This is a genomic window from Burkholderia sp. S-53, from assembly GCF_025560745.1.
GTDB lineage: Bacteria > Pseudomonadota > Gammaproteobacteria > Burkholderiales > Burkholderiaceae > Burkholderia > Burkholderia pyrrocinia.
In genome coordinates this window covers 1,478,863-1,492,955 of record NZ_CP090483.1, presented here as the reverse complement: position 1 = coordinate 1,492,955, position 14,093 = coordinate 1,478,863, and the positions used below count along the sequence as shown (strand labels likewise).

General features: G+C 68.3%; 14 protein-coding genes. 5 read left to right on the top strand and 9 right to left on the bottom strand.

Annotated features, from left to right (window positions below; genetic code table 11):
* Positions 1-107: 107 nt before the first annotated feature.
* Together LXM88_RS11935 and LXM88_RS11930 are read left to right on the top strand one after the other, a co-directional pair.
* Positions 108-833 carry a response regulator gene (locus LXM88_RS11935; protein ID WP_262542485.1) on the top strand — a complete coding sequence of 242 codons (726 nt, stop codon included), beginning with the start codon at positions 108-110 and terminating at the stop codon, positions 831-833.
* Complete coding sequence (locus LXM88_RS11930) at positions 834-2,210, top strand: ATP-binding protein (RefSeq protein WP_262542484.1); 1,377 nt, start codon at positions 834-836, stop codon at positions 2,208-2,210.
* Positions 2,211-2,264: 54 nt separating this feature from the next.
* Here the strand turns inward: LXM88_RS11930 and LXM88_RS11925 are convergent, their stop codons facing one another.
* The 4 genes from LXM88_RS11925 to LXM88_RS11910 are packed head-to-tail and all read right to left on the bottom strand — an operon-like array spanning position 2,265 to position 7,178.
* The gene (locus tag LXM88_RS11925; protein ID WP_412524136.1) at positions 2,265-3,305 is read right to left on the bottom strand and encodes a FecCD family ABC transporter permease; all 1,041 of its coding nucleotides are present in this window, start codon (positions 3,303-3,305) and stop codon (positions 2,265-2,267) included.
* Positions 3,302-4,294 carry an ABC transporter substrate-binding protein gene (locus LXM88_RS11920; RefSeq protein WP_262542483.1) on the bottom strand — a complete coding sequence of 331 codons (993 nt, stop codon included), beginning with the start codon at positions 4,292-4,294 and terminating at the stop codon, positions 3,302-3,304. Before LXM88_RS11920 ends, LXM88_RS11925 begins: the two co-directional genes overlap by 4 nt.
* Positions 4,291-5,058, bottom strand: a complete 768-nt coding sequence (locus tag LXM88_RS11915; RefSeq protein WP_262542482.1) for an ABC transporter ATP-binding protein — start codon at positions 5,056-5,058, stop codon at positions 4,291-4,293. The genes LXM88_RS11920 and LXM88_RS11915 overlap by 4 nt, the downstream gene beginning before the upstream one ends.
* A 29-nt stretch (positions 5,059-5,087) precedes the next feature.
* Positions 5,088-7,178 (bottom strand): TonB-dependent receptor, encoded by a 2,091-nt coding sequence (locus tag LXM88_RS11910; protein ID WP_262542833.1) that lies wholly within the window; start codon positions 7,176-7,178, stop codon positions 5,088-5,090.
* A 284-nt stretch (positions 7,179-7,462) separates the two neighbouring features.
* On the opposite strand from LXM88_RS11910, the gene LXM88_RS11905 reads away from it, so the two are divergent.
* Entirely contained in the window at positions 7,463-7,591 is a 129-nt protein-coding gene (locus tag LXM88_RS11905) for a hypothetical protein (protein WP_262542481.1), read from the top strand.
* Positions 7,592-7,675: 84 nt separating this feature from the next.
* Here the strand turns inward: LXM88_RS11905 and LXM88_RS11900 are convergent, their stop codons facing one another.
* Together LXM88_RS11900 and LXM88_RS11895 are read right to left on the bottom strand one after the other, a co-directional pair.
* Complete coding sequence (locus LXM88_RS11900) at positions 7,676-8,116, bottom strand: nuclear transport factor 2 family protein (RefSeq protein WP_262542480.1); 441 nt, start codon at positions 8,114-8,116, stop codon at positions 7,676-7,678.
* Between the two features lie 43 nt (positions 8,117-8,159).
* A complete protein-coding gene (locus LXM88_RS11895) occupies positions 8,160-10,181 on the bottom strand; it encodes an oxidoreductase (protein WP_262542831.1) in 2,022 nt (673 codons plus the stop codon).
* Between the two features lie 152 nt (positions 10,182-10,333).
* Here LXM88_RS11895 and LXM88_RS11890 point away from each other — a divergent pair, with 152 nt between their 5' ends.
* A complete protein-coding gene (locus LXM88_RS11890; RefSeq protein ID WP_262542479.1) occupies positions 10,334-10,870 on the top strand; it encodes a PadR family transcriptional regulator in 537 nt (178 codons plus the stop codon).
* 147 nt (positions 10,871-11,017) lie between these two features.
* On the opposite strand, the gene wrbA is transcribed toward LXM88_RS11890, so the two are convergent.
* The 3 genes from wrbA to LXM88_RS11875 all read right to left on the bottom strand — a co-directional run bounded on the left by wrbA (position 11,018) and on the right by LXM88_RS11875 (position 12,958).
* Positions 11,018-11,617 (bottom strand): NAD(P)H:quinone oxidoreductase, encoded by a 600-nt coding sequence (wrbA, locus tag LXM88_RS11885; RefSeq protein ID WP_262542478.1) that lies wholly within the window; start codon positions 11,615-11,617, stop codon positions 11,018-11,020.
* 171 nt (positions 11,618-11,788) lie between these two features.
* On the bottom strand, positions 11,789-12,205 hold the full coding sequence (locus LXM88_RS11880) for a DoxX family protein (RefSeq protein ID WP_096470536.1): 417 nt from the start codon (positions 12,203-12,205) through the stop codon (positions 11,789-11,791).
* 54 nt (positions 12,206-12,259) lie between these two features.
* A complete protein-coding gene (locus LXM88_RS11875) occupies positions 12,260-12,958 on the bottom strand; it encodes a pirin family protein (protein ID WP_262542477.1) in 699 nt (232 codons plus the stop codon).
* 180 nt (positions 12,959-13,138) lie between these two features.
* Between LXM88_RS11875 and LXM88_RS11870 the strand changes: the two genes are divergently transcribed.
* Complete coding sequence (locus LXM88_RS11870) at positions 13,139-14,056, top strand: LysR substrate-binding domain-containing protein (protein ID WP_262542830.1); 918 nt, start codon at positions 13,139-13,141, stop codon at positions 14,054-14,056.
* Positions 14,057-14,093 lie beyond the last annotated feature (37 nt).

Genomic DNA, 14,093 nt, shown 5'->3' with positions numbered 1-14,093 from the left:
ATTGTCGTCCCGCTGCCCGGGCCGCCGGTACGCCGGATAGAATTCGCGTGCCGCGCCGCATATCGGCCCGCCGGGGTACGAAATCGCGCGTGCGCTCTGAGGAGACCATGAACGACAATCCGCTCAAATACCGTGTACTGCTGATCGAGGACGACGACCGCCTCGCGCAGCTCGTCCGCGAATATCTCGATGGCTACGAATTCGCGGTGACGGTCGTGCGACGCGGCGACCTCGCCGTCGCGGCGGTGCGCGAGCACCAGCCGGCCCTCGTGATACTCGACCTGATGCTGCCGAACCTCGACGGCATGGAAGTCTGCCGGCGCATCCGTGCGTTCACCGGCATCCCCGTGCTGATCCTGACCGCGCGCACGGACGTCTACGACCAGGTCGCGGGCCTCGAGACGGGCGCCGACGACTACGTGACGAAGCCGATCGAGCCGCGCGTGCTCGTCGCGCGCGCCCGCGCACTGCTGCGCCGCGCGCAGCCGGCCGTCGCGGAAGCGCCGGCTGCCGCACCCGAAGCACTCGTGTTCGGCGAACTGTCGATCTCGCCGCCGAACCGCACCGTCACGTGGCGTGGCGAGCCGGTCGACCTGAAGACCGCCGAATTCAACCTGCTGCTGATCCTCGCGCGCGCGGCCGGCACCGTGCTGAGCCGCGACGACATCCTGAAGCAGTTGCGCGGCATCGAGTTCGACGGGCTCGACCGCTCGGTCGATTCCGGCATCTCGAAGCTGCGCCGCCGCTTCGAGGATGCGTCGTCGGAGCCGCACAAGATCAAGACGATCTGGGGCCGCGGCTACCTGTTCAGCCCTTCCGCGTGGGACGAATAAATGCTGCGTCCGTTGATCAGGCTGTACCTCGTCGTGATCCTGTTCGTCGCCGCGTCGATCCTGTTCATCCAGTTGGCGTTCGACCGGATCTTCTACGACCGCGTCGCGCAGGCGCAGCGCGACTCGCTGACGACCTATTCCTTCGTGCTCAACGACTACCTCGAACGCCATCCGGGCGGGCAGCGCCAACTCGCGCTGCGCGAGCTCGCGAAACGCGGCAACGAAGGGTTCGGTTTCATGTCGATGACCGACGCGCGCGCGCAGCTGAGCGGCGCGCCGCTGCGAGATCTCGACGCCGGCAGGATCGCGATCAGCTACAACGGCAAGGATTACTACATGCCGCTCGCGGACGGCACGGTGCTGCATGCGCGGCCGGTCGAGGCGCCCGATCTCGACATCAGGATCTATGCGTACCTGCTGCTCGCGATCAGCACGCTGTTCGCCGTGGTGCTGTGGATTCACTATCACTGGCGCGACCTGCGCAAGCTGCAGGAGGCCGCACGCGCATTCGGCGCCGGCACGCTGTCGACGCGCGTGAAGCTGTCGGGCAAGTCGAACATCGACGAGCTGTCGCAGCAGTTCAACGACATGGCCGAACGCATCGAGGCGTCGATCAAGCAGCAGCGCGAAATGATGCACGGCATCTCGCATGAACTGAAGACGCCGCTCGCGCGGCTCGAATTCGGGCTCGCGCTGCTCGCCGAGCCCGACGAAACGGAACGGATGCGCGCCCGTCGCGACGCGTTGCAGCGCGACGTGCGCGAACTCGACGAGCTCGTCACCGAGCTGCTGACGATCGGCCGGCTCGAACAAGGCGCGAGCCAGCTCGCGCCGATGGAGGTCGTCGTCGATGCGCTGATCGACAGCGTCGCCGGCAACGTCGCGAACGACCTCGCCGATCTCGGGATCGCGCTCGACGTGTCGATGCTCGACGCACCCGCGACCCACGTCTGCGATCCGAAGCTCGTCGCCCGCGCACTGCTGAACCTGATCCGCAACGGCGCGCGCTACGCATCGCGCAGGGTGCTGCTGGCCGCTGCCGGCGACCGGTCCGGCGCGCTCGTGCTGAGCGTCGACGACGACGGCCCCGGCATTCCCGCCGCCGAGCGCGCCCGCGTGTTCGAACCGTTCCAGCGGCTCGACTCGAGCCGCGACCGGCAGACCGGCGGCTTCGGGCTCGGGCTCGCGATCGTGCGGCGCGTTGCGCTGGTGCATGGCGGTGATGTGCGGCTCGAGGATTCGCCGCTTGGCGGCGCACGCTTCGTGATCACCTTGCCCGCGCGAACCCTGCAGGACAGCTTCTTCGACGCAACGGGAGACCTCGCCCACAGCGACGCGTCCGGCGACGGCACGGGCGCGGCCACACCGCGGCGCTGAAGCGCACGCCGGGGAATCCGCCCCACCCTCGCCTGACGGTGTGTCCGCTGCCGGTCAGCGGCGGCGCAGCAACGCGACGAAGAACAGGCTGCCGAACAGCGCGGTCACGATGCCGATCGGCAAATCCTCCGGCGCCGCGACCGTGCGGGCCGCGACATCGGCCCACACGAGCAGGATCGCGCCCGTCAGCGCGGCGACCGGCAGCAGCCTGCCGTGCTCGGCACCGACGAAGCGCCGGCACAAATGCGGCGTCACGAGCCCGACGAAGCCGATCGCGCCGCTCACCGCGACCATCGCGCCGGTCGCGAACGATGCGACGACAAACACCTCGCGCCGCATCCGCGCGCTCGGCACGCCGAGCGCCGCCGCTGCGACGTCGCCCGACATCAGCGCATTCAGTTCGCGCCGGCGCGCATACAACGCGCCGCCGGCGAGTACCGCGCACACGGCCGGCACCGGCAGCAGATCCCAGCGCGCGAGCCCGACGCCGCCGAGCATCCAGAACAGCACCGACGACGCGGCGCGTTGATCGCCGAGATACAGCAGCAGGTTGCCGAACGCGGCCATCATGAACGACACCGAGACGCCCGCGAGCAGCAAGCGATCCGATTCGAGCCGGCCGCGCCGGTAAGCGAGCGCGATGACGCACGCGGTTGCCGCGAGCGCACCCGCGAAGGCGGCGGCCGACAGCGTGAACGGGCCGAACGCCGCGCCGGCCACCACCGTGACCGCGACGGCGCCGAGCATCGCGCCCGCGCTCACGCCGAGCAGGTGCGGATCGGCGAGGCGGTTCGCGGTCGCCGCCTGCAACGCGACGCCGACCGCCGCCAGCGTTGCGCCGACCATCGCGGCCAGCAGCGCACGCGGCATCCGGATCAGCCACACGATGCTGTCGTCGCCGGCGCCCGCCGCGACCACGCCGGCCGCCCCGAACGCCGACGCGATATGCGTGGCGACGATCCGCGCCGCGACCGGCATCGCGATCGGCGCGGGACCGAACGCGGCCGACACGACGATCGACGCGATCAGCAGCACGGCCAGCGCCGGCAGCACCACGCGCATGGCGGGCCGCGACGGATGCACGGCCGCGCTCATCGCACCGGCCCGGCGAACGCGGCCGGATACAGCGCGCGCGCGAGCGTCTCGACGGCCGCGACGTTCTCGGGGCCCGGCGTCGCCGCATCGTACGGAATCGCGACGAAGCGCCGGTCGCGAATCGCGGCCACGCGCGCGAGCGCCGGCTGGCCCAGCAGGAACTGCTGCTTCTGCGCGGCCGTCACCGCCGAATAGTCGACGATCACGATGACCTGCGGATCGCGCGCCACCACGCTCTCCCAGTTCACCTGCGTCCAGCTGCGCGGCACGTCGTCCATCACGTTGCGCGCGCCCGCCGCCGCCAGCAACGCGGTCGGCATCGCGAGCGCGCCTGCCGTCATCGGCTTGTCGGTGCCGCTGTCGTAGACGAACACGCGCAGCGGCGCCGGGCGCCCGATCGCGCGCGACACCGCCGCGAGACGCGCGCGCATCGCGGCGACGACCTGCGCGGCGCGCGCGTCGACACCGAAGATCCGGCCGAGATTGTTCAGGTCGCGGAACACATCGTCGAACGACGCAGGCGATTGCTTCGTCACGTGCGAGCACGATTCGGTCAGTTCATACGTACGGATGCCGAACGGCGCGAGCGTCGCGGGCGTCACCGGGCCGCCGACGTGCATCCCGTAGTTCCAGCCCGCGAGATAGAAGTCGGCGCGCGCGGCGGCCAGCACCTCGAGCGACGGATACTGGCTCGCCAGTTCGGGCACGCCGCGCAACGCATCGCGCACGCGCGCGGTGCCCGTCTTCCAGCCGCCGATGCCCGTATAGCCGACGAGCCGGTCCTTCAGGCCGAGCACGAGCATCATCTCGGTCAGGTTCACGTCGTTGCTCACCGCGCGCGTCGGTGCGCGCTCGAACGTCACGTCGCGATCGCAACTGCGCACGGTGACGGGATAGGCGAACGCGTGAACGGCAGCGCAGCCGAGCACGGCGGCGGCAGCCAACCGGCGGGAGACGAAGGACAACGCAGGTAACGGCATGACGGTCATTCCGGATGAAGCGGCGTGATGCGCGGCCGGCCCGTGACGGGATGGCGATCGACGAGCGCGGCGACGCCGAACACGTCGCGCAGCAGCGCTTCGGTCAGCACGTCGTCCGGCGCGCCGGACGCAACGACCCGGCCGTGCGCGAGCACATGGAGCCGGTCGCAATACGCGGCCGCGAGATTGAGGTCGTGAATCGTCGCGAGCGTCGCGACGCCGAGGCGCCGCACGCGCGCGAGCAGTTCGAGCTGGTGACGCAGGTCGAGATGGTTGGTCGGCTCGTCGAGCAGCAGCAGTTCCGGTTGCTGCGCGAGCGCACGGGCCAGCAGCGCGCGTTGCTTCTCGCCGCCCGACAGCGACGCGAAGCGTTGCGCACGGCGCTCGGCGAGGCCGACGTCGTGCACCGCGGCTTCGACGATCCGGCGATCGTCGGCCGACTCCGCATCGAACGGCCGCTGGTGCGGCGTGCGGCCCATGCCGACCAGTTCGTCGACCGTCAGCCCGAAATCGTCCGGCGTCTCCTGCTGCAGCACCGCGATGCGCTGCGCGACCGCACGCGGCCGCATCCGCCACACGTCCTGCGCATCGAGGGCAACCTCGCCCGCAGCGGGCCGCGCGTAACGGAACACACAGCGCAGCAGGCTCGTCTTGCCGCTGCCGTTCGGGCCGACCAGCCCGACGAACTCGCCTTCGGCAACGCTCAGCGTGACCGAATCGAGCACGGTAATCGCACCGCCGGGGGACCAGCTCACGCGATCGATGTCGAGCATGTGCGTCACGGGAGGCTCGCTGCGCGGCACTAGAAACGCATCGTCGCGACGAGCTCCGCCGAGCGCGACGGACCGAGCAGCCACTGCTCGCCGCCGTTCGACGTCGTCATCGCGTACGTGCGGTTCGCGAGATTGCGCAGATACAGCGCCAGCTCGGTGCGCGACGTCGGCTGCCAGCGCAGCGACGCATCGAACACCGTGTACGACGGCACCTGCAGGCGGTTTGCATCGTCGCCGTAGGTCGCGCCGACGTAGCGCACACCCGCGTTCGCCTGCCAGCGCTCGGCGAACGCCCAGCCGAGCCACAGATTCGCCGTCTGCTGCGGCACGCCGGACGGCACGTTGCCGGCCAGCGACACCGTCGCGCCGCCAGTCGCCTGGTTGAATTCGTCGTAGCGTGCGCGCAGCAGCGCGACGTTCGCATCGATCGTCCAGCCGTGCGGCAGCCGCGCGCCGCCCGTCAGTTCAACGCCGCGCGACGATTGCCGGCCGACCTGCTGGCGCAGCGCGGGATTAAACGGATCGGTGCTGAGCAGGTTGCGCTTCGTGATGTCGTACACGGCGAACGTCCAGTACGCGCGACCGTCGAGCAGTGTCTGCTTGACGCCGGCTTCCCACTGTTCGCCGGTCGCGAGGCGGTAGTTCGCCTGCGACGCGGACAGCGTCACGAGCGAACCGAGGCCCTCCGCGCCGGTCGTGTACTGCGCATACGCGCTGAGCGTCGGCGCGACTTCGAACACGAAACCGGTACGCCAGCCGACGTTGGCGAAGCGCTTGTCGAAGCCCGCGCCGGTCGCCGCCTGCGTGCGGCTGAACGCGATGTGGTCGTATCGCAGGCCGCTCACCCACGCGAGCCGCGGCAGCATTTCGAGCCGGTTCTCGGCGAACACCGCGGCCTGCCGCGCACGCGTGCTGAACTGCGGCACCGTCGGGTCCGGGCTCGTGAACATGCCTGGGTCGAAACCGTGCGCGGCCACCGTCGATACGCCGCCGTACGGAGAATTGTTGGTGCCGTCGAACGTGATCCGACTGAACTCCGTGCCGACGACGAAGCGGTTCGCGCGGCCGAACAGCGTGCCGTCGAAACGCGCGCTCAGACGGTCGCCGATCTGCCGCTGATGGTGGCCGATGTCGAGATAGTCGCCGCGCGTGACAAGCCCGGTCGCAGGGTCCAGCACATACGATTCGGCGTTGCGCCAGTGGCGATTCGACGTCAGGTAGTAGAGCTGGTTGTCGATCGTCACGCCGGCCGCGGGCCGGTAGCGGGCCGACAGGCGGGTCCACTGGTCGTAGTACGCGATCGTCGCATCGCCGACGTTGTAGTTGAGCTTGCGCAGCGACGGATCGAGCACGCCGTTCGGCGCGGGCAAGCCATAGTACGTCGCCGGCATCTGGCGGCCGTAGTCGTAGTCGAGCGTCAGCGTGAGTTGCGGGCTCACGTCGAATTGCAGCGCACCGCCGACCGCCGTCGTATGCGTATCGGCCCGCTCGGCGAGGCCATTGGCGCGCGCATCGCTCGCGTAGAAGCGGTACGACAGCCGAGGGCCGAGCGCGCCCGTCGTGTCGAACGCGGCGCGCTTCGCGCCGTCGGGGCCGACGCCGACCTGCAGCGTCGTCTCGCGCGTGCGCTGCGGCCGCTTCGGCACGACGTTCACGACGCCGCCGATCGCCCCTTCGCCGTACAGCACCGACGCCGGGCCGCGCAGCACGTCGATGCGCTCGACCGACCACGTATCGAACGGAAACGTGATCGTGCCGGCCGCCGGCATCAACCGCACGCCGTCGAGCAGCGTCATCACCGATTCCTGCCCGCTGAAGCCCCGCACGCTCACCGCGGTGCCACCGTTGCCGGGCGCCATCGCACTCGAGAAACCAGCCGTACGCGTGACCGCGTCGAGCACCGTGCGATCGCCGCGCGCTTCGATCGTGTCGGCCGTGACCGTCTCGACGCTCGCGGGTGTGTCGAGGCTCGCCAGCCCGAGCCGCGAGCCCGTTTCGAGCGGCTGCGCCAGCGGGTCGGCCGGCGCCGAGCGGGCGGTGACGCCGATCGCCGGCAACGCATGCCGGTCGTCCGCTGCGGGAGCTGCCGCTTCGGCGGCCAATGCGCCGGAGGTCGCCATCGCGCAACCCAGCAGGGTCGTGCAGCTGCGCGCCGCGCGTGCGCGCCACGCGCCGGTGTTCCGGCGCGACGCGGCATGATGCCGCTCCCCGCGCGCCGGGTTGTTTCTGGATTTCGTCACGTCGTATCGATCTTCGTGTGGTGTCGTCGCCGGCCGGGCAGCCCGGCTGGCCGGCAACGAAAACGTCAGATGATACAATATATCAATTCATTTCGTCAGGGTTTTGTCAGCTTGCGTCGGCCCCACGGCGCGCCTGCAGCGGAACGCTGGACTGCACCCACGGCTTGTCGCCCTGCGGCCGGTTGCGCACCGCGAACGACGACGAGCTTGCGATCTACAACCATGCGTCCGAACGCACCGCGCTCGTCTGCGACTGGTTCGTCGAGCGGCTGGCGCGCGCGGGCGGTGTGTGACGACGCATGCATGGACGACCGCAAGTACGGTCGCCCACGCCCGTCACGCCAAGACTTCGCGCCGTCGCCCCGCAATCGCGCGGCTCAGCCGCCGACCTTGAACGCCGGCAACTGCTGCCCGAGCCGCGCGCCCATTTCCGCGCCGAGCGCCTGCAATGCATTGAACGGCCGGATCATGACCTCGAATTCGACGATCCGCCCGTCGTCGTCGAAGCGGATCATGTCGATCCCATTCAGCGCCTTGTCGCCGACGTTCGCGCTGAACTCCAGCACCACGTTCTTGCCGTCGTCGGCGACGAACTGGCGGTGATAGGTGAAATTCTCCAGGATCGTGATCACCGTGCGCAGCGCCATCAACAGCGCGGGCGCCGGCCCGTACGGCCTGAACGCCATCGGCGAACGGAACACGGCGTCCGGATGGACGATCGATTCCAGCGCGCCAAGATCCTTGCTCTCGATCAGCGCATGCCACGTATCGAGCGATTTCGCGACAGCAGGTTGAACATGCAGCGGTGAATGCGTCATCGAAGACTCCTGTATCGTCGGGCGGAAAGGGAACGCATCGGTCTCACAGGGCCGCGGCAAGCGTCGTGCCCTGGTGAATCGCGCGCTTCGCGTCGAGCTCTGCGGCTTCATGCGCGCCGCCGATCACGTGAACCTTGCATCCTGCGGCTTCCAGTTGCACCGCCAGTTCGCGCAACGGCTCCTGCCCGGCGCAGATCACCACGTTGTCCACCGGCAGCGTCTGTTCGACGCCGTCGATCGTCACGTGAAATCCGTCGTCGTCGATGCGACGGTACGTCACCGCCGACGACATCCCGACGCCGCGCGCCTTCAGCGCCGCGCGGTGGATCCATCCGGTGGTCTTGCCGAGCCCGTCGCCGACCTTCGACGCCTTGCGTTGCAGCAGATGCACCTGTCGCGCCGCCGGTTCGGGCTGCGCATTGCGCAAGCCGCCGGCTTTTGCATACGACCGGTCGACGCCCCATTCGGCGAAAAACCGGTCGGCGTCGACGCGCGTGCCGTCGCCGCGATCGACGAGGAATTCCGCCACGTCGAAGCCGATGCCGCCGGCGCCGACGATCGCAACATTGCGGCCGACGGCCTTGCCGTCGCGCAGCACGTCGAGATAGCCGAGCGTCTTCGGGTGCCCGACGCCGTCGATCGGCGGCATGCGCGGCACGATGCCCGTCGCGATCACCACTTCGTCGAATTCGCCCTGCAGCAGCATCTCGGCGGTCGCGCGCGTATTGACGTGAAGCGTCACGCCGCGCAGTTCGATCTGCCGGCGGAAGTAGCGCAGCGTTTCGTTGAACTCTTCCTTGCCGGGCACCCGCTTCGCGATATTGAACTGGCCGCCGATCTCGGCGCCGGCTTCGTACAGCGTCACCGCATGACCGCGTTCGGCCGCCGTGACCGCAAAGCCGAGGCCCGCCGGGCCGGCGCCGACCACCGCGATTCGCTTGCGCTGCTGCGCGGGGCGGATCACGAGTTCGGTTTCATGGCACGCGCGCGGATTCACGAGACAGGACGTGATCCTGCCGCTGAACGTATGGTCGAGGCACGCCTGGTTGCAGCCGATGCACGTGTTGATTTCGTCCGCGCGCCCTTCCCGCGCCTTGCGGACGAACTCGGCATCGGCGAGGAACGGCCGCGCCATCGACACCATGTCGCAATAGCCGTCGGCGAGCAGTTGCTCGGCGACTTCCGGCATATTGATCCGGTTGGTCGCGACGAGCGGAATGCCGACCTTGCCCATCAGTTGCCGCGTCACCCATGCGTACGCGGCGCGCGGCACCTTGGTCGCGATGGTCGGAATGCGCGCCTCGTGCCAGCCGATGCCAGTATTGAGGATCGTCGCGCCGGCCGCCTCGATCGCCTGTGCGAGCCGGATCACCTCGTCGAGCGTCGACCCGCCTTCGACGAGATCGAGCATTGACAGCCGGTAGATGACGATGAAATTCGTGCCGACCCGCTCGCGCACGCACCGCACGATCTCGACCGCGAAGCGAATGCGGTGCTCGTATGCGCCGCCCCACGCGTCGTCGCGATGGTTGGTGCGCGCAGCGATGAATTCGTTGATCAGGTAGCCCTCGGAACCCATGATCTCGACGCCGTCGTAGCCCGCATGCTGCGCGAGCGCCGCGCATCGCACGAAATCGGCGATCGTCTCGTCGACTTCGTCGCTGCTCAACGCATGCGGCGTGAACGGATTGATCGGCGCCTTCAGCGCGCTGGGCGCGACGAGCGCCGGCTGATACGCGTAGCGCCCGAAATGCAGGATCTGCAGCGCGATCCTGCCGCCTTCCGCATGCACCGCGCGCGTCACGACGCGATGACGCTCGGCGTCCGCCTCGGTCATCAGCATCGCGCCGCCCGGCGCCGGACGGCCGCGCTCGTTCGGCGCGAATCCGCCCGTGACGATCAGGCCGGCCTCGCCACGCGCGCGTTCCGCATAGAACGCCGCCATCCGCTCGAAACCGTTCGGCGCTTCCTCGAGGCCGACGTGCATCGACCCCATCAATACGCGATTCCTGAGCGACGTGAAGCCGAGTTCGAGCGGGGTCGTCAAATGCGGATAACGGGGCATCATCGGTTGTCTCCATCTTTATGCAACAAGTTGCAAAGATGGTAGCCTGCCGTTTTCGTTTATGCAACCTGTTGCACAAACATGGTCACCCGCTTGTACCGTGGCCCCGATATGGCAAGATGCGGTTCATTCCGCGGCCTCCCCGATCCGACATGTCCCTGCCTCACGCACTCCTCACCGCTCTCGCCGAACGCCCCGGCTCCGGCTCCGAACTCGCCGACCGTTTCGATCGCTCGATCGGCTATTTCTGGCAGGCGACGCACCAGCAGATCTATCGCGAACTGGGGCGTCTCGAGGAAACGGGCTGGATCGAATCGCTGCCCGCCGAATCGGGGCGCGGCCGCAAGCGCGCGTACCGGATCCTGCCGGCCGGCAAGAAGGAACTGCGGCGCTGGATCGCCGAACAGGAAGACCCGACGCCGCTGCGCGAAGCGTTGATGGTGCGCCTGCGCGCGGAAGCGGTGCTCGGCCCGGCCGGGCTCGAGGACGAAATCAGGCGGCGCATCGCGCTTCACCAGGAGAAGCTCGATTTGTATCTGCAGATCGAGGCGCGCGATTTTTCGGAGGCCGACGAATCGCGCACGAAGCGCCTGCAGCATCTGGTACTGCAGGCCGGTATCGCGAACGAGCGGTTCTGGGTCGAGTTTTCACAGAACGCACTCGACGTGCTGCGTTTGCCGAAGGACTGATCCGCGTGCGCATCGTCCGGATCGGGCGGATGCATCACGACATGCTCGTGCCGCCCGTCGTCGTTCGAACCGTTGTTCATCGTCCACCCTTCCGAATCGGCAAATGATGGAGTGCGGCTGCCCCGCCAAGCCAAGGGCGGGCGACTGTCAATCGAACAGCTTGTTCGCGGTTCGCGCGATCAGTTCGCCCTGATGACGCGCACCGGCCAGCTCGATCTCGCTCGGCACGCGCTGCCCCTGCCCGCCCGCGATCGTGGTCGCGCCATACGGCGCGCCGCCGACGATCTCGTCGAGCGTCATTTGCCCCTGGTGGCTGTACGGCAGCCCGACGATCGTCATGCCGAAATGCAGCAGGTTGGTGATGATCGAGAACAGCGTGGTTTCCTGGCCGCCGTGCTGGCTCGCGCTCGACGTGAATGCACCGCCGACCTTGCCGTTCAGCGCACCGGTCAGCCACAGTCCGCCGGCCTGATCCAGGAACGCCGCCATCTGCGACGAGATGCGGCCGAAACGGGTCGGCGTGCCGACGATGATCGCGTCGTAGTCGGCCAGTTCGGCCACTGTCGCAACCGGCGCCTGCTGCGCGAGCTTGAAATGCGCGGCCTGCGCGACTGCCTCCGGCACCGTTTCCGGCACGCGCTTGACGTCGGCCGTGGCGCCCGCCGCGCGTGCACCTTCGGCGATCGCATCCGCCAGCGCTTCGATGTGGCCGTACGACGAGTAATACAGCACTAGAACCTTGGACATTTCGAATTCCTCACGAGAGTCGCGACGATGTCGCGATGGAACCCGCGCGCGTCGGCCGACGCACGCGGCGTTGCATGACCGGATGGATGTCTGAACGACCCGGGCAGGATCCCGACGAGACGACTCGGCCGGTCACGCGCCCGGTCGCCCCGGAGGATCGGCCCGTCCGGCTCACGCGGCCGGTGCGATACGCAGCGCCGCGCGCCCGATCCGCGCGTCGAGGCTGAATGCGCCTGCACCGAAGTACGCGATCTGCAGCAGGCCGCCGGCCATCATCACGTTCTTCAGAAAGTGAATCATCTGGTTCTGGTCGGCGAAGTTGTGGTGGAAGAACACCGCGGTCACCACACTGAACAGCGCCATCGCCAGCGCCACCGGACGGGCCCGATAACCCGACATCAGCAGCAGGCCGCCGCCCGCCTCGACGAGCACCGCGACCACGAACGCGAGCGATGGCGCCGGCAGGCCGACGGAGGCGATGTAGCCGACGGTTGCCGCATGCGCGGCCAGCTTGCTCAACCCGCTCATCAGAAACGGCGCGCCGATCAGAATGCGGCCGAGAAGCGGAAGATACTTGTAACGATCCATGATGAACTCCTGAAATTGAATGAATTGATTCGGTGGACTGGGAAACAAAGGCACTCAGCCGGCTTCCACCATCACCAGCTCGGAATCTTCGACCGCGGTGATGTCGAGTGCGGTCTCGTTCGTGATTGCGACGCCGTCGAGCGGCCCCACGCGTTCTCCGTTCACGTCGATGCGCCCCGACGCCGCGACGAGATATGCGCGGCGCGATGCGCCCAATCCATGCCGGACCTGCTCGCCCGCCTTCAGCGTCGCGCCGAGCACACGTGCATCGGCACGGATCGGCAGCGCGCCTTCGTCGCCGGCCAAGCCGCTCGCCAGCACGACGAAACGCCCGGACCGGTCGCCTTTCGGGAACTGCTTCGTGTCCCACCCGGGCGCCCCGCCGCTTGCGCGCGGCAGAAGCCAGATCTGATAGACCTTGAGCGGCAGGTCGCCCCGGTTGAACTCGGCGTGACGGATACCCGTGCCCGCACTCATGACCTGCACGTCGCCCGCGCCGATCGTTCCTTCGGATCCCAAAGTGTCTCGATGGCCTAGCACGCCTTGCCGCACGTACGTGATGATTTCCATGTCGCGGTGCCCGTGCATCGGGAACCCGCTGCCGACGGCGATCTCGTCGTCGTTCCAGACGATCAGCGGGCCCAGTGGCGCGTGCTCGGGCGTGCCGCCGGCCGTGACCGCGAAATGGTATTTCGCGCGCAGCCAGCCATGATTCGCCGCATCCAGTGATTCCCAACGCCGATGAGCCAGCATGTCCGCATCCTTTTTCCTGCTGCCCGAGCGACGGGCGGTTACCTGGCGGCGCCGCGCCGGAATCTGCGAAGCACCGAATGTTGGACAGATGCTAATTTCGCAAAGATCGCTCGCATATCTCCTGAATCGCAACGTATCATTGCTCCCAGTAGAACGATCTCGTCGAACGGAACCGTCGCCATGAACCCAATCGCCGATCTGAACGATCTCCGGCTCTTTGCAGAAGTGGTTGAACACGGCAGCTTCACGGCCGCCGCCCGCAGCCTCGGCGCGCAAACGTCGAAGCTCAGCCGGCGCATTCGCGCGCTCGAGGAGGAGCTCGGCGTGCGGCTGCTCAATCGCACGAGCCGGAGCCTGTCGCTGACGGAAACCGGGCGGCAGTTCCATCAGCATTGCGTCGCGCTGGTCGCGGAATCGAGGGCCGCGAAAGACATCGTGGATCGCACCCGCACGCAGCCGCAGGGCACCGTGCGCATCAGCTGCCCGGTCGGGTTGCTGAGTTCCGGTGTCGCGGAGATCCTGGCGCGATACATCGAGAACAATCCGCAGGTCCAGGTGCTGCTCGATGCGACCAACCGGTGCGTGGATGTGGTCGAGGAAGGGCTGGATTTCGCGATCCGCGTCAGGGTTCCGCCGCTGGAGAACACCGATCTCGCGGTTCGACAACTGGGGCTGTCGTTCCGGATTCTCGTCGCGAGCCCGGCGCTGGCCGCACGTTATCCGGCGCCCGAGTCGATCGACAGCCTGAAGGACTGGCCGACGGTTTCAACGTCCAGCAGCGGCGACCGTTTCGTGTGGAGCCTGACGGACGCCGACGGGCGCGCGATCTCCTTCGCGCATCGGCCGCGGCTGGCAACCGATGATCTGGCGAGCCTGCGGCTTGCGGCGCTCGGCGGCATCGGCGTCGCCGAATTGCCGCGCGAACTGGTGAGCGCCGATCTTCAGGCCGGCCGGCTGCTCCACCTGCTGCCCGCGCTGTCGGCACCGACGGCGCTCGTCCACGCGATCTTCCCGACGCGCCGCGGCATGGTGCCCGCCGTTCGCCATCTGCTCGACGCGCTCGTCGCGGGCTTCGAGGAACTGAACCGGATCGGGTAGCGGCCGTCGGCACGGCCGCAAACGCGTCGCGACGACG